The 22475-nt window shown below is 53.0% G+C and carries 24 protein-coding genes; 17 read left to right on the top strand and 7 right to left on the bottom strand.

What is annotated here, in order from left to right; all coding sequences use genetic code 11:
* Window positions 1–390: 390 nt before the first annotated feature.
* A complete protein-coding gene (locus B3P58_RS07485; RefSeq protein WP_286716749.1) occupies window positions 391–2706 on the bottom strand; it encodes a methyl-accepting chemotaxis protein in 2316 nt (771 codons plus the stop codon).
* 122 nt (window positions 2707–2828) lie between these two features.
* On the opposite strand from B3P58_RS07485, the gene B3P58_RS07480 reads away from it, so the two are divergent.
* On the top strand, window positions 2829–3059 hold the full coding sequence (locus tag B3P58_RS07480; RefSeq protein WP_145470142.1) for a hypothetical protein: 231 nt from the start codon (window positions 2829–2831) through the stop codon (window positions 3057–3059).
* 74 nt (window positions 3060–3133) lie between these two features.
* On the opposite strand, the gene B3P58_RS07475 is transcribed toward B3P58_RS07480, so the two are convergent.
* The 4 genes from B3P58_RS07475 to arsC are packed head-to-tail and all read right to left on the bottom strand — an operon-like array spanning window position 3134 to window position 4924.
* Window positions 3134–3580: a YtoQ family protein gene (locus B3P58_RS07475; protein WP_145470144.1), complete on the bottom strand. Its 447-nt coding sequence runs from the start codon at window positions 3578–3580 to the stop codon at window positions 3134–3136.
* Window positions 3581–3594: 14 nt separating this feature from the next.
* Window positions 3595–3969: a DUF2069 domain-containing protein gene (locus B3P58_RS07470; RefSeq protein ID WP_225690859.1), complete on the bottom strand. Its 375-nt coding sequence runs from the start codon at window positions 3967–3969 to the stop codon at window positions 3595–3597.
* Window positions 3969–4574, bottom strand: a complete 606-nt coding sequence (gene wrbA, locus B3P58_RS07465) for an NAD(P)H:quinone oxidoreductase (RefSeq protein ID WP_145470148.1) — start codon at window positions 4572–4574, stop codon at window positions 3969–3971. The genes B3P58_RS07470 and wrbA overlap by 1 nt, the downstream gene beginning before the upstream one ends.
* Entirely contained in the window at window positions 4574–4924 is a 351-nt protein-coding gene (gene arsC / locus B3P58_RS07460) for an arsenate reductase (glutaredoxin) (protein ID WP_286716721.1), read from the bottom strand. The genes wrbA and arsC overlap by 1 nt, the downstream gene beginning before the upstream one ends.
* A 199-nt stretch (window positions 4925–5123) precedes the next feature.
* Between arsC and B3P58_RS07455 the strand changes: the two genes are divergently transcribed.
* The 5 genes from B3P58_RS07455 to B3P58_RS07435 all read left to right on the top strand — a co-directional run bounded on the left by B3P58_RS07455 (window position 5124) and on the right by B3P58_RS07435 (window position 10536).
* Window positions 5124–6419 (top strand): YihY family inner membrane protein, encoded by a 1296-nt coding sequence (locus B3P58_RS07455; protein ID WP_286716718.1) that lies wholly within the window; start codon window positions 5124–5126, stop codon window positions 6417–6419.
* 68 nt (window positions 6420–6487) lie between these two features.
* Window positions 6488–7864 (top strand): DUF3422 family protein, encoded by a 1377-nt coding sequence (locus B3P58_RS07450; RefSeq protein WP_145470154.1) that lies wholly within the window; start codon window positions 6488–6490, stop codon window positions 7862–7864.
* Window positions 7865–7992: 128 nt separating this feature from the next.
* Window positions 7993–8703 (top strand): hypothetical protein, encoded by a 711-nt coding sequence (locus tag B3P58_RS07445; protein WP_145470155.1) that lies wholly within the window; start codon window positions 7993–7995, stop codon window positions 8701–8703.
* On the top strand, window positions 8678–9535 hold the full coding sequence (locus B3P58_RS07440; RefSeq protein ID WP_145470157.1) for a hypothetical protein: 858 nt from the start codon (window positions 8678–8680) through the stop codon (window positions 9533–9535). The genes B3P58_RS07445 and B3P58_RS07440 overlap by 26 nt, the downstream gene beginning before the upstream one ends.
* 254 nt (window positions 9536–9789) lie before the next feature.
* On the top strand, window positions 9790–10536 hold the full coding sequence (locus tag B3P58_RS07435; protein WP_286716713.1) for a hypothetical protein: 747 nt from the start codon (window positions 9790–9792) through the stop codon (window positions 10534–10536).
* A gap of 95 nt (window positions 10537–10631) precedes the next feature.
* On the opposite strand, the gene B3P58_RS07430 is transcribed toward B3P58_RS07435, so the two are convergent.
* Window positions 10632–11063: a hypothetical protein gene (locus B3P58_RS07430; protein ID WP_145470161.1), complete on the bottom strand. Its 432-nt coding sequence runs from the start codon at window positions 11061–11063 to the stop codon at window positions 10632–10634.
* A gap of 239 nt (window positions 11064–11302) precedes the next feature.
* Window positions 11303–13174 carry a DUF885 domain-containing protein gene (locus B3P58_RS07425; protein ID WP_286716709.1) on the bottom strand — a complete coding sequence of 624 codons (1872 nt, stop codon included), beginning with the start codon at window positions 13172–13174 and terminating at the stop codon, window positions 11303–11305.
* Window positions 13175–13406: 232 nt separating this feature from the next.
* On the opposite strand from B3P58_RS07425, the gene B3P58_RS07420 reads away from it, so the two are divergent.
* From B3P58_RS07420 to B3P58_RS07370, 11 genes are all read left to right on the top strand, one after another.
* Complete coding sequence (locus B3P58_RS07420; protein WP_286716706.1) at window positions 13407–14267, top strand: DUF4892 domain-containing protein; 861 nt, start codon at window positions 13407–13409, stop codon at window positions 14265–14267.
* 2 nt (window positions 14268–14269) lie between these two features.
* Complete coding sequence (locus tag B3P58_RS07415; RefSeq protein ID WP_145470166.1) at window positions 14270–15190, top strand: patatin-like phospholipase family protein; 921 nt, start codon at window positions 14270–14272, stop codon at window positions 15188–15190.
* A gap of 108 nt (window positions 15191–15298) precedes the next feature.
* Window positions 15299–16228, top strand: a complete 930-nt coding sequence (prmB, locus tag B3P58_RS07410; protein WP_145470168.1) for a 50S ribosomal protein L3 N(5)-glutamine methyltransferase — start codon at window positions 15299–15301, stop codon at window positions 16226–16228.
* A 54-nt stretch (window positions 16229–16282) separates the two neighbouring features.
* A complete protein-coding gene (gene aroC, locus B3P58_RS07405; protein ID WP_286716702.1) occupies window positions 16283–17383 on the top strand; it encodes a chorismate synthase in 1101 nt (366 codons plus the stop codon).
* 72 nt (window positions 17384–17455) lie between these two features.
* A complete protein-coding gene (locus B3P58_RS07400; RefSeq protein WP_225690851.1) occupies window positions 17456–18610 on the top strand; it encodes an MFS transporter in 1155 nt (384 codons plus the stop codon).
* A 60-nt stretch (window positions 18611–18670) separates the two neighbouring features.
* A complete protein-coding gene (locus B3P58_RS07395; protein WP_145470173.1) occupies window positions 18671–18925 on the top strand; it encodes a DUF6489 family protein in 255 nt (84 codons plus the stop codon).
* A gap of 198 nt (window positions 18926–19123) precedes the next feature.
* The gene (locus tag B3P58_RS07390; RefSeq protein WP_145470175.1) at window positions 19124–19516 is read left to right on the top strand and encodes a phasin family protein; all 393 of its coding nucleotides are present in this window, start codon (window positions 19124–19126) and stop codon (window positions 19514–19516) included.
* A gap of 70 nt (window positions 19517–19586) precedes the next feature.
* A complete protein-coding gene (gene phaC / locus B3P58_RS07385; RefSeq protein WP_225690850.1) occupies window positions 19587–21398 on the top strand; it encodes a class I poly(R)-hydroxyalkanoic acid synthase in 1812 nt (603 codons plus the stop codon).
* Between the two features lie 102 nt (window positions 21399–21500).
* The gene (locus B3P58_RS07380; protein WP_145470179.1) at window positions 21501–21944 is read left to right on the top strand and encodes a hypothetical protein; all 444 of its coding nucleotides are present in this window, start codon (window positions 21501–21503) and stop codon (window positions 21942–21944) included.
* The gene (locus B3P58_RS07375) at window positions 21934–22284 is read left to right on the top strand and encodes a YheU family protein (RefSeq protein WP_225690849.1); all 351 of its coding nucleotides are present in this window, start codon (window positions 21934–21936) and stop codon (window positions 22282–22284) included. Before B3P58_RS07380 ends, B3P58_RS07375 begins: the two co-directional genes overlap by 11 nt.
* The gene (locus tag B3P58_RS07370; protein ID WP_145470181.1) at window positions 22271–22468 is read left to right on the top strand and encodes a hypothetical protein; all 198 of its coding nucleotides are present in this window, start codon (window positions 22271–22273) and stop codon (window positions 22466–22468) included. The genes B3P58_RS07375 and B3P58_RS07370 overlap by 14 nt, the downstream gene beginning before the upstream one ends.
* Window positions 22469–22475 lie beyond the last annotated feature (7 nt).

The raw sequence follows: 22475 nt of genomic DNA, 5'->3' as shown, positions 1-22475 counted from the left end.
GGTTAAGCGAGCGAACAGCAACGCTGGATGAGGGATTTTTAGCCATAACCCTTCGGGCTGAGACCAGTTTTCCCCACTAACTTCGTCGCTCGTCATTCATTTAGCCCGCTACCCATCTGCCCGGAGCAGATGGGCGCGAAGCCCGCAGGGTCAGGAACATGGATGTTCCTGACAATATCACTCCTCTCTCCTTGTTCTGAGAAAAACTGGCTCTCAGCAGGCCCGATTCACTTAGTGTCAGCAGGCCCTAAGAATGCAGGTAAAATCATTCATTGCGCAGAGTCATTTGTGCCAGTGGATTATTTTTACCCGGGAAGGAAATCGCTGCCCTGTGGCGTTTGGAAGGCCCGGTGTGCGTTCAGATTGTTATCCGCACACCGGTCAGGGGTTTCAGAATTTAAACTCGCTGATCTGACTGCGGATGGTGGTGGTGATGTTATCCAGATCCGCACTGGAATTCTGAATCATGGCCGTCGCATCAAGGATGCCATCAGACAGGTCTTTTACATGGGTAATATTGCGGCTGATTTCAGTGGTTACACAGCTTTGCTCTTCCGCTGCCGTCGCGATCTGGGCACTCATTTCTTCCATCTGATCGATCAGAGCTGACACTTCATCCATCAGGCGAGCGGTTCCTTCCACTTTTTCCAGACTGTCGTCAGTGCCTTCCTGTGATGTGCTCATGGCCTGTTGTGCACTGCTGACGCATTGTTGCAGTGACTGAATTTTGCTGCGGATTTCTTCGGTGCTCTGTGCTGTGCGGGAGGCGAGTGTCCGGACTTCATCGGCAACCACGGCAAAACCACGACCCTGTTCACCGGCGCGGGCAGCCTCAATGGCTGCGTTCAGTGCCAGTAGGTTGGTCTGTTCTGCGATGGTCTGAATCACATCCAGTACCGCACCGATACCTTCGCTTTCTTTGGCCAGTTGTTCCATGCCAGCAATAGAGACGCTCATATTTTGCTGCAGCTGGTTGATGGTGGTGCGTGCGGTGTTGGACATGTCGTGGCTTTCTTTTACCCGGTTACGGGTGTTGCGCATATTTTCGGCGGCCAGCTCGGCGTGGCTTGCCACTTCACTCACTGACGCGCTGACTTCGGTGGTGGCGGTTGCTGCAGAATTCACTTCTTCGTTTTGTTGGGTCACCTGATCGGCTGTAGCGTTACTCGATTTTTTCAGTTGTTCCGAATGGCGGGTCAGGGTATCTGCGGTCTGCTGCATTTCACCAAAAAATGATTGCAGCTGACGGAATAACTGATTCAGTGCCTGGCCCAGCTGAACAAATTCGGCAGCACCTTTTTCACTGAAGGTTGCGTTTAGTTCGCGCCGTTCAGCGACCTGACGAATCCGGTCAATCACATTGACAATCGGGCGGGTGACGCGGTTACCGCTCCAGATACCAATTGCCGTCATCAGACCGGCCATTACCAGGATCAGAATGATGCTGTTACGGATTAGTGTGTCTGTCATCTGGCTGACCGTTGCATAGGCTTCATCGCGATCAATCTCGCTGATCAGTGCCCAGCGGGTGCCGACAAAATCGATATAGGTATAGGCCGACAGTACGGGAACATCACGGTAGTCGTTGATGGTTTGTATACCACTTTCGCCCTGTAATGCTTTTTTGACCGATGGCGTATCCAGCGGCTGCAGGCCAATGGAGGAATTGCGCTGATCAATTTCATTCAGCAGCGTTTTGGATAAGCCAGCCTGCTGCAGAGCATTAAGATAGGCGGTTTTGTCTTCGATTAAAAAACGGCTCTGACTGCGCGGTGTCATATCCTGGCCGACCAGATAGCTTTCGCCGGATTGGCCAAAGCCGACTTCAGCCCAGCGGCTGTCGTTGGTCATAATGCCGTTAATTTTATCGACCGGCATCTGAAAGATCAGGACTCCGCTGCGTTTACCATCGGTAAAAATGGGCGTGGCAATAAAAGAGGCCGGGGCATTGTAAGAGGGCATGTAAACGGCAAAATCACTGAATGCGACCTGGCCTTCTGGCAGGCTCATGACTTTGTTGAATACGTCGGCGATGCCACTGTCTTTATAGGGGCCGGTGCGCAGAGAGGTGGCAAAATCCAGCTCTTTAAAGACCGAGTAAATAATATGCCCGCTGTCAGCATCGGCGATAAATACATCGTAATAGCCAAAGCGCTGCTGAAACTGACGCAGATAAGGATGAATGGTGCGGTGTAACTCGTCGTATTCGGTGCCGTTATTCAGGGCGTTCAGCTCGGACTTGGCCCCCAGAGGGTTACTGTTGCCGGAAATATAGGCGCTTTGCAGGTAACGGGCATTATCGCTCAGGCCAGCGTAAATCTGTTGCTGCGGTGAGTCGTTACCATCGTTCAGCTTGGCAAAGGTGCTGTTGAACTCGTTGGCGTAATAGTTTTTCAGCGGCTGTTCATTCAGTGACTCACCGTATTGCAGTGGATAATCAAAGAATGCAGTTTTCATCAGTACACTGGCCTGCTGAATCAGTGGGCTGCTGCTTAAGGTAATCAGCTGAGATTCTAGTGTGGCCAGGTAGCGTTCGATGCTTGCCTTGTTCAGGTCCCGGCGGCTGACCAATGCCTGAACGACCTGTTGATCAGCACCTTCCCTGGCGGTGGTTATGGAGGTCTGGCTGCCGACGAGGGCTGTCAGAACAACGGCGCAGAGAGTACTGGCAACAATCGTCAGTACCAATTGGTGTTTTATATTCATTAACAGGGTCCATATTCAGGCTTTACGATAAAGCGTAGAATAAACCTCCGTATTTATCGGGGAATATCGTGATAATCTCACGCCATTCTGTGGTGATTTAGTATTAAAACCGGAGTAACACAATGGAACGAACTGAACGCGACTTTTTCGCACGTGATAAAGAAGATCAGGATGCTTTCCTGAGCCAGACCTGGTGCAACAACTGTATGGAAGCCGATCTGGGCATGGTTGAGCCGGTAGAATTTGAGCAGGAAGGTGTGATCTTTATCGAAGGTAAGTGCGCCAAATGTGGCGAGCCGGTAACCACCGAGATTGCCGATGACAGTACCGATGGTGACTGGGACGACGAGTAATCGTTCTGATTGTGGGAGCCTGAAGCAGGCTCCCGGGCATGACTGCTGTGGCGCTGAACAGCGGTTTGAACAGTTCAGCTGTCGCGGTTGATATAACGTAAAATCTCCACCACCTGCAGCGGCGTTTCACAGACCGCCATTGCCGCAGCATCCACTTCTTTCAGCGGGTGAGTCAGGGCCGGATCGTGTTGCACGATCAGCGATTTCCCCAGCGCCGCAGCGTAGCCTGCATCAAAGGCCGCATTCCACTGCTTGTACTGGTCACCAAAACGCACCACCACAATATCGGCATCGGCAATCAGCTTGCGGGTACGCAGTGCATTGATCTTGGCGGCCTTATGATCTTTCCAGAAGGCTTTCTCTTCGGCGCCCAGAATCTGGTCGCCGCAGTCGTCGCTGGCGCCATGATTGGTATTTGGCCCGGTCAGTTCAACGTCCAGCCCGGCATCAGCAACGCCACGGGCAATATCGTCGCGCCAGTCCGTATGAATTTCGCCGGATAAATACACGGTCAGTTTCATGGTATGAATTCCTGTTATTCGTGGGTGGTCGCAGCCGTTTGATTGACAGCTGCAGCATCGGCCTTGGCCCAGCGGGTGTACAGCATGCTGCTGAGAAACAGTACGATGCACAGGCTGGCGGCCGTGAATGAGCCAAGGCCAACCAGTACGGCAAAGCTCAGAATCGCCATATACGACAGCCAGGCCGCGGCTTTGTGTGAGCGCTTGATCAGGCCGGGAATAAACAGCAGGAAAGGCAGCACTTTAATCAGCCACCAGAGTACGCCAACGGCGTAATTGGCAGTGCCTTCACTGCCCGCCGGAGCGTTGCTCAGCGTGCTGTACAGTAACACCAGCAGGACCGCCAGATAGCTGGCCAGCATGATGCGGTATGCATTCAGGGTTTTCATCAGTTGGCCTCCGCCAGTGCTTTGGCCAGGGTGGCAATACGTTGCCCCTGCGCCTGACAGAGCTGGCTTTCGGCCTGACTCAGTTCGTTATTGTTATCGGCTCCGGCCCAGTGGCTGGCACCGTAAGGTGTACCGCCGCTCTGGGTATTGAGCAGGGCGGCTTCGCTGTAGGGAATACCGGCGAATACCATGCCGTGGTGCAGCAGTGGCAGCGCCATACTCAGCAGGGTGCTTTCCTGGCCGCCGTGCAGTGACGAGCTGGAGGTAAACACCCCGGCCGGTTTGTTGATTAACGCGCCGGTCAGCCACAACGGACTGGTGCCATCGAGAAAGAACTTCAGTGGTGCGGCCATATTGCCAAAGCGCGTCGGGCTGCCAAGCAGCAAGCCGGCGCAGTGTTTCAGATCATCGGCGCTGCAGTATACGGCGCCGCTGTCCGGAACCGCTGGCAGGCTGGCATCGGTATCGGCCGAAACTTCCGGCACGGTACGCAGCCTGGCTTCCATACCGCTGACTTTTTCGATGCCGCGCGCCATCTGCTGCGCCATGCGCTCCGTTTTGCCATGGCGGCTGTAATACAGCACCAGAACGTAAGGCTGGGCCATTACAGAATCTCCAGAACCTGTTGTGGCGGACGGCCGATACGCGCCTGTGATCCTTTGATCACGATCGGGCGTTCAATCAGTTTCGGGTGCGCGCACATGGCGGCAATGATGTCATCATCGCTCAGCTGCAGATTGTCGAGGCCGGCTTCTTTGTATTCGGTTTCTTTTGTGCGCAGCAGATCACGGGCACCGATGCCCAGTTTGCTCAGTACGCTTTTCAGTTCGGCGGCAGAGGGCACATCCTTCAGATATTCGATCACCTCTGGTTCAATGCCTTGTTCCTGCAGCAGGGCCAGGGTTTCGCGGGATTTGGAACAGCGTGGATTGTGGTAGATCTGTATTTCGCTCATGCTTTGCGTGTCCTGTGTCGTTGTCCGGTATTACCGGCAGCGGATGATGTCTGGCGGCCGTGAACAGCCTGTCGGGCAATTTTGTCTCACGGACTGAATGGCCGGTATCTTAACAAAGGATGCCTGCGCTGAGGAAAAGCTTGCGTAAAAAGCCGGTATTTTTGTTTCCGGCAGCACTCAGACGAACGGGAAATTGAATATGACAGTCAGTGGACAGGAAGCGGCAGCGATTCTTACCCCGGTGCGGCGCTTCTGGCGGCGTTTACGCCTGACAGGCCAGATTTTATGGCAGACACTGAAACGCTTCGAAGGGGAAGAGCGGCGCCGTGATGCCGCCGCGTTAACTTACACCACACTGTTTGCGCTGGTGCCGGTGATCACCGTGACCTATGCCATTCTCAGTGCCATTCCTGAGCTGCAAAGCTGGGGCGATCAGGCCCACGGTGAGCTTCTGGCTTATGTCATGCCGGAGGGCAGTGAAACGATTTCGGCTTATCTGGTGCAGTTCAGCCAACAGGCGCGCAAGCTGACCTGGGTTGGGGTCGTTTTTCTGTTTGTAACGGCTTTTATGTTGTTGCGTACCATCGAGATGCAGTTCAACCGCATCTGGAATGTTGATAAGCCGCGTTCCGGCCTGCAAACCTTTTTCCGTTACTGGGCGGTACTCAGTCTTGGCCCGCTGTTGTTCGGGGCAGCCTTTGCCGCCAGCTCGCTGCTGGCGGCGATGCCTTTGTGGCAGGATGCCGGTGCCTTAACCGGCCAGATTGCCTTACCCGTCAGGCTGTTGCCCTGGCTTTTAAGCAGTGGCGCTATTTGTGCGCTGTATATGCTGGTACCCAATTGCCGCGTGCCGTGGCGTAATGCCTTACTGGCGGCGGTACTGGTGGCTACGGTATTTGAAGCCGGTAAGTTTCTGTTTGCCAAAATGGTCGGGTTATTTCCGTCGTACCAGTTAATTTACGGTGCCTTTGCCGCGGTTCCGCTGTTTCTGCTGTGGATTTATCTGGCCTGGATGCTGTTATTGCTGGGTGCAGAGCTGAGCTACAGCCTGAGCCATGTACGCAGCCAGAAGCGCCGATTGCCGTTGTTATGGCAGCGCCTGTTGCTGTTGCAGACGCTGTGGCAGGCACAGCAATCCGGTCAGCTGCCGGATGAAGCACGCCTGTGCCGGCTGGCCCGTGATCTGCCGGCGGCCGATGTCGGACGCCTGCTGCAGGAGTTTCAGCAGCAGGGCTGGGCGACTCAGACGCAGGATCAGCAATGGGTATGGATTGCCGATCTGAATGGTCTCAGTCTGGCGTCTTTTTTCCGCACACTGACACTGCAACAATTACAGCAGCCGTTACCCGATAACATCAGTGGAGCGGCGTACCGCGCTCTGCAGAACTGGCAGCAACAGTGGCTTGAGCAGCGGAGTAGTCTGCTCGATATGCCATTAAGCGAATTGTTGCCGGCAGGGGCCATTGCTGCTGAGGAAGAGCGCGAACCGGCCTGAAAAGTCGCATCTGTGCGTCTGCTTGGGTAGAATCCGCGCACTTTTATAGCAGGCAGCGGGATGGAATTATGAAAAACGCCCTAACGGATCAGGCACCGGACATCGCCGCACCTTCGGTCGCCCTGAAGGTGCATCCATGGCGTTCGGCTCTGTATGAAGAGCTGCACAACCGTCCTTCACCGATCATTGAAGGCAGCTGTCACGTTGCCCACTTCACGGTTTTGCTGAACGATAACCGCGAAGATCTGCATGCCCATGTGGTCGATCTTTGCCGTCGTTTCAGCGTTCCTGCCCCAGCACCGGAATCGTCCTGCCTGTATCAGGATTTCGGTGGTTTTGAGCTGCGCTGGGAGCGTCACCTGGAGTTTGCCAACTTCACCTTTATCTGTCCCGATGTTGAGCCTTTTTCTGCCGATGCGCTGAGTTTTGTACCGAAAGACTGGCTGGCGGCGATGCCCGGTGAGCTGGTGGTGGCGGTGAATCTGGCCTTGGTCGGCGAGCAGCCGGATGAGAAACAGATTCAGCGCTGGTTCGAAGGGCAGCGGGTTTCCGGCGCCTGGGTGGCCGATGATAAAGCCCAGGTGTGGACAGCTTTTAAGCTGCACTCTGATGGTTTTGGCCGCATCGTGGTGTGCAATAAAGGCGCCGCAACCACGACTCAACAACTGACACCGTATCAGACCGGCCGCCTGGTACAGCGCTTATTCGAGCTGGAAACCTACCGCCTGATGTCGCTGATGGCGCTGCCGATTGCCCGTCAGATGGGCGGCGAATTAAGTCGTATCGAAGATAACCTGGCGACGCTGAATCAGAGCATTTCCGATATTGATGCCGGTAAAGACGAACGTGTACTGCTGCAGGAATTGTCGCAGCTGGCGGCCGAAGTGGAACGTCACCGCTCCAACACCAACTTCCGTTTTTCGGCGGCCGTGGCCTACCACGATCTGGTGCGTGACCGTCTGCGCCAGCTGAAAGAAAGCCCGATTGAAGGCATGCAGAGTCTGCGTGAGTTTCTTGAACGGCGCCTGACGCCAGGCATTAAAACCTGTAACTCGGTGCGTGACCGGCTGGAAGATTTATCACGCCGCATCAACCGCACCACCAGTCTGTTACGCACCCGCGTCGACCTGTCGATTCAGGAGCAGAATCAGCATTTACTGTCTTCCATGAACCGCCGCAGTCAGCTGCAGCTGCGGCTGCAGCAAACCGTGGAAGGCTTGTCGGTAGTGGCCATCGGTTACTACATTCTGGCTTTGCTTGGCATTGCTTTTACCGCCCTGAAAGCAGCGGGTCTGAATATCAATAGCGATCTTTTGAAAGGCATCGCCTTACCCGTTGTGCTGGGGGCCGTGTACTGGGGCGTACATAGTCTGCGTCAGCATATTACCCGCCGTGCCCGTGAGCCCGGTGCGGCTCAGGATACGGATGGCCAAAAGGGAAAGTAGCGGCAAAAAGCTGACGCAAAGCGGCGAGTGCTTGCCGCTTTTATTTATAAATTATTGATTATTAACAGGATTGTTCGTCTGGCCTGGTAATTGCTCCTCTCTTTTCAGTCTCTTTGGGAGGATGTCAGGTGGATATCAATAATTCCTCGTCCGGTTATCAGAACCTGCTGGCGATGTTGGGTAAAAACGTTGCTTCAACAACCGGTGCGCTGAATGGCGACAGCAGCCAGACAGCTGAAAGTAGTGAGGCAGCTGCGGCCGGTCAGGCCAGGTCTGCGGCTGCAGGCCAGATCAATACCGACAGCAGTGATAAAGTCTCTTTTTCCTATCGCGCAGAAAAACTCAGCCGCATCAGTGCAGAGTTTTTTTCCGGCACTATTAATTCCAGCCAGATTCCGGCGCTGACCCAGCGCTTGTATGAAGATGGCTTTTTATCCAACAGTGATTTTCAGGCGCTGGGTGGGCAAACACAGCAGGTATCAGCCATTGCCGAGGCTTCCAATTTTCTTAACAGTTTTATTCTGAACGAAGCCGTAGATGGTGACAGCGAAGCCGCCAAATCATTACTGAATGTTGTGGATGTGATTGGCCGTATGGATGAACGTGCCACACCAGCTCAGCGCCGCGCCGAAACCGAAGCATTTGACTACGTTGCCAACTACACTGATCTGCTGAAAGAGGCGGGAGCACCGGACGATATAGTGGCCGGTTTCGAGAATGTTCTCGATGTTCTGACCGCACTCGATACCGTCCGCAAAAATGAGCAATCGACAGGTGCACTGGCCAGTTATGCCAGCGTTCAGGAAGCATACAATGACCTTTATTCCGATGAGAATTGATGTACGTAATATCGGCACTGTAGTGGCAGGCTGCCTGTGCAGCTGGGCTGCCGCAGCTAATGGCCTGTACTGGGCCAATGAAGGGCCGGCGGCACCGGAAAACGGTGCCGGAACAGAATTTGGCCGCAGCGAGCTGAGCCTGACACTGCCACTGGAGTACAAAAAACGCGGAGCAGAGCAGGTTTCATCATCATTTCATCTGGATATGAGTAAATTCCGCTGGAGCGGCACCACCGCCTTACAAAACGATTATTTCTGGATTTCTTTACCATTGGAGTATCGTCAGAAGCGTGGCAAAAATGCCGAGTTTTTATTACGTGCAGAGCCGGGCTTTATGACCGATTTTAATGTCCTCGACAGCGAAAGCCTGGCAATGAATGCCGATCTGATTGGTCGCATTTACCGTCGCAGCGGTGCGTTCTGGCAATTCGGTCTTACTGTTAATCGTGAGTTCGGTGACTTTAACCCGCGTCCGGTAATCGGTATGGCAACTAAAGCAACACGCGACACCGAAGTGTTACTGGGTTTTCCGCAAACCAGAATCCAGACACGCTGGAGCAATGATTTATCGTCCTATGTGCATTTGCGTCCGGCCGGTGGTGTCTGGGTTGAAGAAGTGAAAGATCAGACCGGTACGTTTAAGGCAAATTACACTAACTGGAAGCTTGGACTGGGTGGTGAATTTCACTGGCGCGGTGCTTTATGGCTGACAGCAGAGCTGGGCCAGATGCGTCATCGCCGTATTGTGGCAACCGATACCACCGGCGTGCAGGTAAAAGCCACACCAGCCGATGACCGCTACTGGCAGGCCGGTATCGAATTACGTTACTGATGCTGGCGATCAACGGATAGTGAAGAAGCCCGGATTTCCGGGCTTTTTTGTATCTGCCAGATGGTGGCAGCAGGGAAAATTGATCTGCCAGGACTGTTTACAGAGGGGCGTACTTTGTTTTTCTGCCGCATGCTGGCCACTGGTTTATCGTCGTGTGTCTGTTATTGTCGCGCCTCTGTTATTGCCGCGTTTCTGTCATCGTCGCGCGTTGTCAGATCTTTTAATCATGACGTTGCATCTGCTCAGGAAAAAATATGGATAATAATGTGCAAAAAAACGGAACGGCGTCCTGGCTGCATAAACATGGGCGTTCACTACTGGTGGTGTTCATCCTGATGCTGTTATTTCTGCATTTTGTCGTGGGCTTTCATCATATTCCAACGCACTGGGAAAGCTTCCGGATTAATGTGCTGCATCTGGGCGGAGAAGAGTTTTCAGATCTGGATAATGTACCGGAAGCCCGTGATGAAAATGATGACGCAGATTTTGCCTGGGCCGGGAGTTCGGCATCGGCACAGGATTTTACCGTCGCTGTTGATGCTCCTGAGGTCCGTTATCCATTCGACATCAATAAAATCATCGATCCGGAGCGTAAAGCTGAAGAAATTAAGGCAATACAGGCGGAACATTTTGAACGACTTGAAATTGCTGATGATTACCCGATTGATGAAAATGCGCAGAGTGGACTGATTCGTCTGACTGAGGGGTTACTGCTGGATGTCATCCGTGAACAGGGCTTAACCATCCGGCTGGGAACCTGTTACAACAATCCGCGGACCGATGGTAACTACCGCTGCATCAGCTGTATGGTGCTGTTATACGACGATACGGTTAACCGCTACCAGGAGGCGCCGGAAGGTATTAACTTTATGAAGCCTGCTTACGATTTTTGCCGGCCTTCAGAGGGGGCGTTATGGCAGGCAAGGGATCTGACCATGAATATCCCCTATGACTATGCATTGTTTAAACGCTACAGTGTGAAAGATAAAGAGCGGCTATAACGCCGCTCTTTTTTATGTGCCAATGAATGCCAGTGCCACAGCTGTCAGTTTAGAAAAGTGCCACAGCTATCTGTGTAGAAAAAGTGCCGCAGCTATCAGCGCAGAAACAGTGCTGCTGAATCGTCGTTAAAATAAAAGGTATTCAGCAGCCACTTATCTTTTGGCTTGTAAAAAATAAAATGCCAGGTCATCAGGTGACGTTCAAATTTTTGCAAAAATATATATTTAACCAGAGTGTCACCGATCAGCTCTTTGGATACAAAATCGTAGCCTAAGGATTTGCCATAGTGTTGATCCATTACCGGCAGTTGCGAGCTGACATTATTCATCTGCGCGTTAAATTCCGCTTCTGAAAACATGACATAAGGTTTTAACAGGGCCAGGCCTTTGAGCATGGCGTTATTGCCGACATCGGTCATGACCGCTTCCGCCAGTTCTTTGGTTTTTTCTATTGATGCCAGCGATCTGGCTTCAGCGAAAGCCTGCAGTGGCAGCAGTGCGGAAAGGAAAAACAGGATTCTTATCATGGGGAGGTCTCTGCTGGAGTATTGGCCCGGAAATACGCCGGGAAGCGCTGCAGAGGAAATCGTCAGAACGAAGCGACAGAACGGCTACATGAGGTCAGCGATCCGGAGGGGTTGCTGCATTCCTTTGCCTGACGGAGGCTAATGCAGGCAGGCTTCAGGCACAATCGTCAGTATTGGACGCCGGAAGTATCTGGCCCGAAAGGACAGAAATGCGCTGTCCTTTCGGGGTACCGGCAGGTTTATTCCTTATCGGTGGTATTGTCTGTAACGTCAGGTGCGTTATTCATTTCCGCTGTTGTCGCTTTCGGCTGTTTGTTTTTCTGTTGCTTTGCCCAGCGGATCATCCACTCCTGCAACACATCCAGCGGCAGTGCTCCCTGGCTGAGAAGGGCGGAATGGAAACCGGCAAGATCAAAGCGGCTGCCAAGAATGTCTTTTACCTGCTGGCGAATCGACAGAATACGTAATTCACCCATCTTGTAAGAGGTGGCCTGCCCCGGCATCACCAGATAGCGGTTAACGGCCGCTTCGCTGTCAGCACGGGAAAACGGTGTATTTTCCAGGCGGAAATTAATCGCCTGTTCACGACTCCAGCCTTTGGCGTGCAGGCCGGTATCCAGTACCAGACGCATGGCGCGCCACAGTTCCATAATCAGGCGTCCGTATTCTTCTTCTGCCGATTCGTAAGCGCCCATTTCGGTGGCCAGTTTTTCGGCATACAAAGCCCAGCCTTCGCTGAAGGCGCTGTAACTGAGATTACGGCGGAAATCCGGCAGCTGTTCATTTTCCTGGGTCAGGGCAATCTGCATATGGTGACCCGGCAGGGCTTCATGGAAGGCAAGGGCCGCCAGACGGTAGCGTGGCAGGTCGTTCATACGCGCCGGATTGACGTAATAAATACCGGGACGGGTGCCGTCCATCGACGGTGACTCATAGAAAGCGATAGGGGCATTGCTCTGGCGATAGTCTTCCACCGCTTTAACCACGATAGGGCTGACCGGCAGGCGGGTAAAAAAGTAGGGCAGGCGTTCGGCCATCTGCCGCACTTTATTTTTCTGATAGCCAATAAATTCATCCCGTCCCTGCTGGTCGTCGGGGAAACGGTAGCTGCGTTCTTCCATCCACTGAAAAAAGTCGCGTAACTGCTGCTGACTGTTACTGCCTTCGGCCGGCTGATAGCCGAGGGCCGGCATCAGGGCAATGATTTCCTGCTGAATGCGGGTAACTTCGGTCAGCCCCAACTGGTGAATACGGTCGGCATCAAATTGGCTGTTGGTGTAATGCGCCAGCAGCAGCTGGTAGTAACGCAGGCCATCGGTCAGGTTAAGCGCTGCCTGATGCTGCGGTGCGCGTTGCTTCTGCTCGCGTACCAGTGCCAGCATATTGCGGTAGGCCGGTAATACATCCTGCAGCAGTGCTGAACGGGCTTTGCGCTCCAGTAACTTGCGGCTGGATGGGTACAGGTTCAGCTGGTCGAGCTTGCTGTTGAAGTCGGCCCACAGTGGTGAGGCGTCCGGGCCGTTATCAAAAGGAATGCCTTTGATAATGGCTTCCATACTGCTCTCGACGGCCGGGTAAACAAAGGCCGGCGGAATAATGCCGTCTTCTTCCGCAGCGCGGATATTCTCGCCCCAGCGCTTGAATAATGCCGGCACCGCTTCCAGCCGGCTGATGTAATCGCGGGCTTCGGGCACGCTGCTGATCGGGTGGTTATTGATTAATACATCCACCACCAGTGTATGCCAGCCGCCCATCTGGCTGAACGCGTACTGATGATGCTCAAACGGCACCATTAACAGGCTGAATTCCAGATCTGACAGCAGGGTGCGGTAGCTGGCCTGATGGTCGGCTGACAGCGCTTCTTCATCGATGGCGTGCAGGCGGCTGCGCAGGTCCTGATAAAACGCGACCTGCTGCTCCCGTGCCTCAGGAGAAATATCGTCCCAGTCAAACTGGCCGCTGATGCCCAGCTGGCTGCGCAGTACCGGGCTCTGTTCCACCGCAAACTGGTAATACTCATTAAACAACTCATCGGCAGCGGCGTTTGCCTGTTGTTGTTGCTCCTGACTGTAAACCGTTGCCTGAGTATCAGTATCTGGCTTTGGCAGCATGGCCTGGCAGCCAGCGAGAACGAGCAGACAGGAAAGAGTGACGGGGCGGAGTAACGAATGCTTCAACACGGTTTTGACTCTGAAAAATGGCGCGGCCGAGTGTAACAGCCACAAGGGCAGAGGTTAAAGAGGAGGGCGGAAGGGGAGCCTTAAAGGGCCGCTTTATTCACAGCATAGGGTGTGCCGTGTGCGCCGTGTTACTCTAACGCCGTATTTCAGAAAGGAGTAACCCATGCGCTGGTTGGTATTGTTAACAGGTTTGCTGGTGTCGCCGCTTTGGGCGCTGGATGCTTTTCCACAGGCGGGTCTGCTGGAAGACAAAACACAGGATGTCAGTAATTACCGTCTGGTTATTTCAGAACTGAAGCGCAATCAGGCCACCACCTATGGCGAGCATGAACGGCGTCTGAAAGGTACGCTCTGGCGCCGGGTCTGGGCGGTGGAAGACCGGGTGCTGCTGGATACAGTGATTAATCATTACACGCAGCAGCTGAACGACAGTCGGGTGATTTATCAATGCCGTGCCCTTGATTGCGGCAGCAACCCATTCTGGGCCAATGAAATATTTCATAACGCCCGTCTGGGCGGACGTGAACAGAATCAGTTTTATATGGTGGCGCTGAAAGAGCAGGAAGGGAGTAAGGAGAAAAAACTCTACGTTCTCTATGTTATCGAGCGTGGCTCAAAGCAGGTGATGGTGAATCTGGATGTGCTGACCACCCGCGATGCTGTGCAGGAAAGAGCGGATATGAATGTGCTGATTCAGCAGGCACTGGTCAGCAGTCATGGCTGGCTGCCGGGGCTGGTGGTCGAAAATGGCCAGATTAATGAACAGCAGAGCAGTGCGCTGATTGCTTATCTGAAAAATCTTACTCCGGGGATGAAACGCCGTTTATATCTGCTGGTCCATTGCTACGACGCCAGTCATATGAATGACAATATTCAGTGTTCGCAGCGTCTGGCCAAACAGCTGCGGCTGGCAACCTTTGACGGTCAGTATGAACTGAATATTGATGGTCATGGCGCACTGACGCCGGCACCGGATAACAGCCTGCAGCCGGCTTTACGTTTTATATTCTGGCCAGGGAGATAAGCATGAAAAAAACAGTAGCGCTGGCACTTGGCAGTGGTGCGGCCCGTGGTTACACCCATATCGGTGTGATTGATGCGCTGGAAGCGCGGGGTTATGACATCGTAATGGTGTCCGGTTGTTCGATGGGGGCGGTGGTCGGTGGTTTTTATTGCGCCGGTCAGCTGGATGTTTACCGTAACTGGGTGTGCGGTCTGAAATATCTGGATGTGCTGAAGCTGGTGGATCTGAGTCTGTTATCCGGTGGCGTTATCCGTGGCGACCGGGTGTTTAACATCATCAGTGAAATGCTCAACGGCCGTAACATTGAAGACCTGCCGATTCCCTTTACGGCGGTTGCCACCGATCTGACCAATAAAAAAGAAATCTGGTTTCAGCGTGGTTCGTTGCAGGATGCGGTGCGGGCATCGGCGGCTATTCCCAGTCTGCTGACCCCGGTGGCGAACAATGGCCGTATGCTGGTGGATGGCGCGGTGCTGAATCCGCTGCCGATTACACCCTGTGTGTCCGCCCATGCTGATTTTATTATTGCCGTGGATCTGAACGCTGAAGTGCCGGTACCGCAGGAGCTGGTTCACGATCCGGAAAGCGAGCGCAAAGAAAAGCAGGACTGGTTCAACACGCTGGTGGATAAGGCCAGTCAGTGGTTTGAAAACAAAAGCAATGCGCGCAAAGAAGCGAATGACAGCCTCGGCAAACTGGATATTCTGAACCAGGTGTTTGAGGTGATGTCAGCATCGCTGACTCAGTACAAAATCGCCGGTTACCCGCCGGATCTGCTGATCAAAATCCCGCTGAACTGCTGTGAGGTCTACGAGTTTTACCGCGCCGAAGAAATGATCGCGCTGGGACGGCATATTGCTGATCAGGCGCTGGATGCGTTCGAGGCCGGTAACAGCAGCCTGTATGGCCAGCGTATGGGCTGAAGGCTCTGGCGCAGACAGGCAATCGCATGGCGGAAAGATGCCCTGAGCCTTCAAAATAGGTAAACTAGCGCACTTTCTGCCCGATTCATCTCACAGAGCTTTTCTTTTATGGATTTACAGCATCACGCCGAATGTGCCGTTGATGAACTTAACACCCTGCAGGACGTGATCCGCTGGTCGGTCAGCCGTATGTCAGAGGCTGGTATTTACTATGGTCACGGCACTGATAATCCCTGGGATGAAGCTTTGTTACTGGTTACCCACGCCCTGCATCTGCCGTGGAATCTGGCCAACGAATGGCGCAACGCTCAGCTGACCCGGACAGAGCGTCAGGCGGCAATTGAGCTGATTCTTACCCGTATTGAACAGCGTGTACCGGCCCCTTATTTAACCGGCGTGGCCTGGTTCTGCAATCTGCCTTTTGTGGTGGATGAGCGGGTGCTTATTCCACGTTCGCCGATCGGTCAGATGATTGATCAGGGCTTTGCGCCCTGGTGGCAGGGCCATACGCTGGACGGTCAGCCGCAGCCACAGCGTATTATGGATCTGTGCACCGGCAGTGGTTGTATTGGTATCGCTATGGCGAAAAAATTCCCGCAGGCCGAGGTTGAGCTGCTCGATCTGTCGTTCGAGGCGCTGGAAGTTGCCGATGAAAATATTCAGCGTCACCAGCTGGAAGACAGGGTGATGGCACTGCAGTCGGATCTGTTTGCTGCCGCCAGCGGCAAATACGACCTGATTGTGTCCAATCCGCCCTATGTCGACGCTGACGATATGAGCTGCCTGCCGGAGGAATACCACCACGAGCCGGAACTGGCGCTGGCAGCCGGGGAAGATGGCCTCGATCTGGTGCGCATCATGTTAAAAGAAGCCCGCCAGTATCTGACCGATGATGGTTTGCTGGTGGTGGAAGTCGGTAACAGCTGGCCGGCTCTGGCCGCGGCGTATCCGCAGTTACCTTTTGTCTGGCCGGAGTTTGAACACGGCGGACACGGCGTGTTTGTGCTGCAGGCGCGCGACTTAGATCTACTGAATTAGATTTATTGAATTAATAGACGGCCGCCTGACCGGCCCTGAAATAAGAGACTGATTATGTCCGGAAATACCTTTGGCAAAAGTTTCACCGTGACCACCGCCGGTGAAAGTCATGGCCTGGCGCTGGTGGCTGTCGTTGATGGCTGCCCTCCGGGTATTGAACTGAGTGAAGCCGATCTGCAGCTTGATCTTGATCGCCGTAAGCCCGGCACCTCACGCTATACCACCCAGCGTCGTGAAGACGATGTGGTGAAAATCCTGTCCGGCGTGTTTGAAGGCAAAACCACGGGCACACCGATTGGCCTGCTGATCGAGAACACTGACCAGCGTTCGAAAGATTACGCCGACATCGCCAAGACCTTCCGTCCGGCCCATGCCGATTACGCCTACACGCAGAAGTACGGTTTCCGTGATTACCGTGGTGGTGGCCGTTCGTCAGCCCGCGAAACCGCAATGCGTGTGGCGGCGGGTGCTATTGCCAAGAAAGTGCTGGCAGCGAAAGGCATTCAGGTGCGTGGTTACTTAAGCCAGCTGGGGCCGATCAAAATCGAACAGTTCGATTGGGATCAGGTGGAGCAGAACCCGTTCTTCAGCCCGGATGCCTCTAAAGTGGCCGAAATGGAAACCTACATGAACGCGCTGCGTAAAGAAGGTAATTCTGTTGGTGCGAAAATATCTGTGGTGGCGACCGGTCTGTTCCCGGGCCTGGGTGAGCCGATTTTTGATCGTCTGGATGCCGAGCTGGCCCATGCGCTGATGAGCATCAATGCGGTAAAAGGCGTTGAAATTGGCGATGGCTTTGCCTGTGTTGAGCAGAAAGGCACCGAGCACCGTGATGAAATGACGCCGGAAGGTTTCTTAAGCAACCATGCCGGTGGTGTGCTGGGTGGTATCTCCACCGGTCAGGACATCATTGCTCATATCGCGCTGAAGCCGACCTCCAGCCTGATCATTCCGGGCCGTTCCATTGATTCTGATGGCAGCCCGATTGAAGTGATCACCAAAGGTCGTCACGACCCTTGTGTGGGCATCCGTGCCACGCCGATTGCCGAAGCGATGATGGCGATGGTGCTGTGTGATCATCTGCTGCGTCATCGTGGCCAGAATGCTGATGTGCACTGCACAACACCGGTGATTGCCGCTGAGGCAAAACAGTAAAATGAAGGGCCGGCTCTGCCGGCCCTTTTTTGTATAACCGCACTTCAGGCATGAGGCTGAGCGTTCAACGCCATGATGTCTTCCGCTTTGCCGTTTAAACGGCTCTCTTTCTTTTACGCCCTGTATTTCGCCCTGTTGGGTTGTATCGCTCCTTATTGGGGGTTATTTCTGCAGAACCGCAGTTTTAATCCGGAGCAGATCGGTCAGCTGATGGCCTGCTTCGGGCTGGTACGTATTCTGGCGCCGAACCTCTGGGCTTACTGGAGCCGTTATTTCCGTACGCCAATGCAGATGGTGCGCTGGGCCGGGATGCTGACCATGCTGTGCTTCTCGCTGATCTGGTGGGCTGACAGCTTTGTCAGCATGGCGGCGGTGATGATTCTGTACGGTTTTTTCTGGGCTGCCATGCTGCCACAGTACGAAGCCATGACATTACAGCACTGTGGCACACAGGCTGATATCTATGGCCGTATCCGTATGTGGGGCTCTATCGGTTTTGTGCTGGTGGTTTTGGGCGCAGGTTATTTATTCGAGTGGATTTCCGTTGGCTGGTTGCCGCTGCTGATGCTGAGCCTGATGGCGCTGATCGGTATTAACAGTCTGACCTTGCCGGAACCTGCCGAAGGGCATCCGCAGCCGGCGCCGTCAGGACAATTTTTAAATTTATTAAAATCACGTCCGGTGCAGGTGTTTATTCTGATGAATATTCTGCTGCAGATCAGTCATGGACCTTATTACACATTTTTCAGTATTTACCTTGAAAATCATGGATATAAACCAGCAGAGATCGGTTTGCTGTGGTCGCTTGGGGTTATTGCCGAAGTTTTTTTATTCTGGAAATTTCACCGATTGGTCAGCTTTTTCAGTTGGCGGACCTGGTGCGTATTAAGTTTATTAATTACAGCGGTACGCTGGACACTGATTGGCAGTCTGGTGGATTTCTGGGGCTGGCTGTTGCTGGCACAGCTGGGACATGCGTTCAGCTTCGCGGCTATGCATGCTGTTTCCATGCGTTATATTCAGCATTTATTTCCGCGACCACTGCAGGGGCGGGCACAGGCGATGTATTCCAGTGTCGGCTTTGGCATCGGCGGTGCGCTTGGCGCCTGGTTAAGCGGCAGCCTGTGGTTGTCTTTGGGTGGCAGTCAGGTCTTTTTTCTGGCTACACTGGCAGCGTTACTGGGGGCTTTTGTCGCCTGGAAAGGACTTGATGAGAAGGAATGCTGACGGCAATATTTTTTAACAGTACGCTATAAAAATAAATCATAGAACGACAGGGAATAAACAATGAAAATTAATGTCACTTTTGATCTTACGCCGGAAGAATTTCGACGGGTAATGGGACTGCCGGATGTACAGGAGTTCCAGAAAGAACTTTTTGCCAGCATGCTGGAAAAAATGAAATCCGGCGAAGACGGCTACGATGCCATGAGTTTGTATCAGCCAATGTTTAACGAAGGCATGAATGCAATGGGACAGTTTCAGAAAATGATGCTGAGCATGATGTCGGGTGCATCTTCTTCTGATAAAGAGAACAGTTAGAATTTAAAGTGAATGCTCTAGGGCAATTGGCGCCAGCCTTTGGCCTCATTGTTAAGTGCTTTAAAAATCGATCATGATAAAGGCTGATATTAATCAAGAAATTTATCGTTGAATGCGCCGCTGTCATTTAAGTGTAAGATAAAATGCCCTAGTATGGATTCACCCCAACTGCTATTAGACTTTTGAAGGAGCAAGACTATGCAAGAGAATATTCTTAATGCATTCGCAGAGCAGGCTAAAACCATGTACGCACCCATGGCAAAATTTAACAGTCTGTTTGTCGACAACATGGAAAAAATGACGGAGTTCCAACTGAACGCCATCAAATCGTATGCAGACCTGGGTCTGGAGCAGATGAAAAAAGCTGCTGAAGTGAAAGATGCAGAAAGCATGCGTTCTTTTACTGCTAACCAGGCGGAAACTGCTTCGGCACTGAACAAAAAAGTGATGGAAGATGCCAAGGCATTTTCTGACATGGCGATGGAATTCAAAACTCAGATCGAATCCATCATGGAAGAAGCCCGCTCAACTGCAGCGGCTACCACCACCACCGCTAAGCCAGCTGCTGCTAAACCTAAATCAGCTGCCTGATCTCGTCTGATGTCAGAGGCCACCTTCGGGTGGCCTTTTTTGCTCAATCGTTTCTGAATGCAGGTGATACATGAATATGCCAATGGAAAGCATAGAAACAGCCGTTAGTGATTTTTATGATATGGCCAGCCGGGCAGCCGAGCAGTACGGACGTCTGCTGGAAAAGGCGGTTAACCAGCCAACCACGGCTGATGACCCGGCAGCATCTGTGCTGACCGATTTCAGCGAAGCCTTCCGTGAGTTGGGCGAACACATGCTGGAGAACCCGGGCAAGCTGATGAGTTACCAGATGGATCTGCTGAAAAAACAGCAGGAACTGTATCAGCACACAGCTTTGCGCTTTTTAGGGAAAGACGCTGATCCGGTAGTCACACCGGATAAAAGCGATAAGCGCTTCAAAGATGCACAGTGGAGCGAGAATCCGCTGTTCGATTACATCAAACAACTCTATCTGTTGCAGGGCAATACCCTGATGCAGATGGTCAAAGATACCGACGGACTGAGCGAGCATGCGCACCAGAAAGTTGAGTATTTTGTTCGCCAGTACGTCAATGCCCTGGCGCCCACCAATTTTGCCGCACTGAACCCTGAGGTCATCCGTAAAACACTGGAAAGTGGTGGCGCCAATCTTTATGCCGGTATGGAACAGCTGGGTGAAGATCTGGAGGCCAGTGTAAAAGGGGCGCTGAACGTTGCCATGACTGACACCAGTGCGTTTCAGGTTGGCCGCAATCTGGCGACCACTCCTGGCAAAGTGGTGTATCAGAATGACCTGATTCAACTGATCCAGTACACACCAACAACGGAAAAAACGTATAAGCGTCCGCTGCTGGTTATTCCGCCATTTATTAACAAGTATTATATTCTTGATCTGCGCGAGAGTAATTCGTACCTGAAATGGCTGGTTGATCAGGGGCATACGGTGTTCTGTATTTCCTGGATTAATCCGGGGCCGTCGCTGCGTGATAAAGGGTTCGACAACTATATGCTCGAAGGCCCGATCGCGGCACTGGACGCCATTGAGCAGGCTACCGGTGAGAAAGAAGTTAACGCCATCGGTTATTGTCTGGGCGGTACTTTGCTGGCAGCCACGCTGGCTTACCTGAAGAAAAAGAAACAGGAGCCGATCAAGTCTGCAACCTTCCTGGCGACCCTGACTGATTTTTCCCAGCCGGGAGAGATTGGCGTCTTTATTAACGAGACGGCGATTGCGGCGCTGGAAAAACAGATGAATTTACTCGGGTATTACGACGGCCGGCAAATGGCTTTCAGTTTTAATACTCTGCGGGAAAATGATCTGTTCTGGTCGTTCTTTATTAACAACTATCTGAAAGGTGAGCGCCCGGCGGCCTTTGATCTGTTGTACTGGAATACCGACAGTACCAACCTGCCGGCGGCGATGCATTCTTTCTACCTGCGTAATATGTACCTGGAAAATAAACTGGTGCAGAAAAATGCACTGGAACTGGATGGCGAGAAAATCGATCTGAGTGCGATCAGCATTCCGACCTATTTCCTTTCTACCGCTCAGGATCATATTGCTCTGTGGCAGGGAACCTATAAAGGTCCGCTGCTGATGGGTGGTAAAAACCGCTTTGTGCTGGGTGGCTCAGGCCATATCGCCGGGGTTGTTAATCCTCCTTCAGCCAATAAATATGGCTACTGGACGAATGAAGCTCTGCCTCAGGATCCGGAAGAGTGGTACCGCAATGCAGAGCAGCATGAAGGTTCGTGGTGGCTTGACTGGCAGCAGTGGGCAACCGCTCAGGGCGGCTCTGAGCAGACCGACGCACGTGAGCCTGGAAGCGGTAAGCTCGGTATTATCGAAGATGCTCCGGGGCGTTATGTTAAACAACGCATCATTGATGTGCTGACTAAGTAATCAGCCCTGATTACTGGCTCACAAAAACGGCGCTTCGGCGCCGTTTTTGTTTTTCCATAATTCCGCTATGATGGCCGCAGCATTCAGTTGTAAGGATTTTGCGTGTCACAATTCGATCAGGAATCCATCGTCTACGGCGTGATCCGCCATATACCGGCTACCGATGAGTTCAGTGCCCGTCTTCACCGTCGCGCCAACTGGAGTGCCATTCAGTCATTGCCCTTAGGTGTTGATGATGACTGGTCACTGTTGTGCCGGGAAATGTTCTCCATGCCCGGTGATGATGTGTTCAGTGGCACTTACCACACTCAGCTGATTCACTTTGCCGCTTCCTATAAAGCGGTGGAGTATGAGTGGGAACAGTGGCTGCGTCAGTTCGAGGCTTTGCTGAAAAGCATGTACTGGGTGTCGGCAACCGTGCATCTGGAAACCGAGCTGTCCGGTAAGCACACTTTTAACTGGAACGCCGACCAGGGCCATGTGCCTTCAGATGCCGATCTGCGCATGAGCTGTGAGTGGGAGAGGGAGGCAGGTTTTGCCATCTGATTCCCTCCCGCCCGATGATCACAACTACGCCCGTACTTCTGATAGCGAAGAGGCTCCTTACGGTGAAGATGCACCGCAGGAAGGCGTTCTGGCAATTCCTTACCAACAGCTGAGTGCTGAGGCGCTGGACGGCATTCTGGAAGACTTTGTCTGCCGTGAAGGCACAGATTACGGCGATTACGACGTCAGCCTGGAAGATAAAAAAGCTCAGGTTAAAGCCCAGTTAGCTGATGGCAGTGCCATGCTTTTGTTTGACCCCGTCCAACAGACCTGCCACATTGAAATGACCCGCGTATTACGCAGTCATGGCTGGTCTGGTGGTGACTATGGACGACCTTAAACAGCAACAACTGAAACGACGCCTGCGCACGGCGATTGGCGAGATTGATGAGATGAAAGCCCAGTTGGCTGAAGTCCGCCGCTGCTGTGCTGAGCTGGCCGCCGCTATGCGCCAGATCCGCGAAGATGCTGAACAGGCCAAACTGGAAGCCGAGCGGCGTAAGCGCATCAAGCGCGTTGTCTGATCTTTCC

This window comes from Thalassolituus sp. UBA2009, assembly GCF_002335285.1.
GTDB lineage: Bacteria > Pseudomonadota > Gammaproteobacteria > Pseudomonadales > Oceanobacteraceae > Venatoribacter > Venatoribacter alkanivorans.
Note: the sequence above shows the minus strand (reverse complement) of the source record. Positions and strands in the feature narration are given on the sequence as shown.

What these genes read in the sequence shown, in the direction of transcription:
- B3P58_RS07485 (WP_286716749.1), bottom strand. Translation starts at nt 2,706, where the DNA reads ATGAATATAAAACACCAATTGGTACTGACGATTGTTGCCAGTACTCTC.
- B3P58_RS07480 (WP_145470142.1), top strand. Translation starts at nt 2,829, where the DNA reads ATGGAACGAACTGAACGCGACTTTTTCGCACGTGATAAAGAAGATCAG.
- B3P58_RS07475 (WP_145470144.1), bottom strand. Translation starts at nt 3,580, where the DNA reads ATGAAACTGACCGTGTATTTATCCGGCGAAATTCATACGGACTGGCGC.
- B3P58_RS07470 (WP_225690859.1), bottom strand. Translation starts at nt 3,969, where the DNA reads ATGAAAACCCTGAATGCATACCGCATCATGCTGGCCAGCTATCTGGCG.
- wrbA (WP_145470148.1), bottom strand. Translation starts at nt 4,574, where the DNA reads ATGGCCCAGCCTTACGTTCTGGTGCTGTATTACAGCCGCCATGGCAAA.
- arsC (WP_286716721.1), bottom strand. Translation starts at nt 4,924, where the DNA reads ATGAGCGAAATACAGATCTACCACAATCCACGCTGTTCCAAATCCCGC.
- B3P58_RS07455 (WP_286716718.1), top strand. Translation starts at nt 5,124, where the DNA reads ATGACAGTCAGTGGACAGGAAGCGGCAGCGATTCTTACCCCGGTGCGG.
- B3P58_RS07450 (WP_145470154.1), top strand. Translation starts at nt 6,488, where the DNA reads ATGAAAAACGCCCTAACGGATCAGGCACCGGACATCGCCGCACCTTCG.
- B3P58_RS07440 (WP_145470157.1), top strand. Translation starts at nt 8,678, where the DNA reads ATGACCTTTATTCCGATGAGAATTGATGTACGTAATATCGGCACTGTA.
- B3P58_RS07435 (WP_286716713.1), top strand. Translation starts at nt 9,790, where the DNA reads ATGGATAATAATGTGCAAAAAAACGGAACGGCGTCCTGGCTGCATAAA.
- B3P58_RS07430 (WP_145470161.1), bottom strand. Translation starts at nt 11,063, where the DNA reads ATGATAAGAATCCTGTTTTTCCTTTCCGCACTGCTGCCACTGCAGGCT.
- B3P58_RS07425 (WP_286716709.1), bottom strand. Translation starts at nt 13,174, where the DNA reads ATGCTGCCAAAGCCAGATACTGATACTCAGGCAACGGTTTACAGTCAG.
- B3P58_RS07420 (WP_286716706.1), top strand. Translation starts at nt 13,407, where the DNA reads ATGCGCTGGTTGGTATTGTTAACAGGTTTGCTGGTGTCGCCGCTTTGG.
- B3P58_RS07415 (WP_145470166.1), top strand. Translation starts at nt 14,270, where the DNA reads ATGAAAAAAACAGTAGCGCTGGCACTTGGCAGTGGTGCGGCCCGTGGT.
- prmB (WP_145470168.1), top strand. Translation starts at nt 15,299, where the DNA reads ATGGATTTACAGCATCACGCCGAATGTGCCGTTGATGAACTTAACACC.
- aroC (WP_286716702.1), top strand. Translation starts at nt 16,283, where the DNA reads ATGTCCGGAAATACCTTTGGCAAAAGTTTCACCGTGACCACCGCCGGT.
- B3P58_RS07400 (WP_225690851.1), top strand. Translation starts at nt 17,456, where the DNA reads ATGATGTCTTCCGCTTTGCCGTTTAAACGGCTCTCTTTCTTTTACGCC.
- B3P58_RS07395 (WP_145470173.1), top strand. Translation starts at nt 18,671, where the DNA reads ATGAAAATTAATGTCACTTTTGATCTTACGCCGGAAGAATTTCGACGG.
- B3P58_RS07390 (WP_145470175.1), top strand. Translation starts at nt 19,124, where the DNA reads ATGCAAGAGAATATTCTTAATGCATTCGCAGAGCAGGCTAAAACCATG.
- phaC (WP_225690850.1), top strand. Translation starts at nt 19,587, where the DNA reads ATGAATATGCCAATGGAAAGCATAGAAACAGCCGTTAGTGATTTTTAT.
- B3P58_RS07370 (WP_145470181.1), top strand. Translation starts at nt 22,271, where the DNA reads ATGGACGACCTTAAACAGCAACAACTGAAACGACGCCTGCGCACGGCG.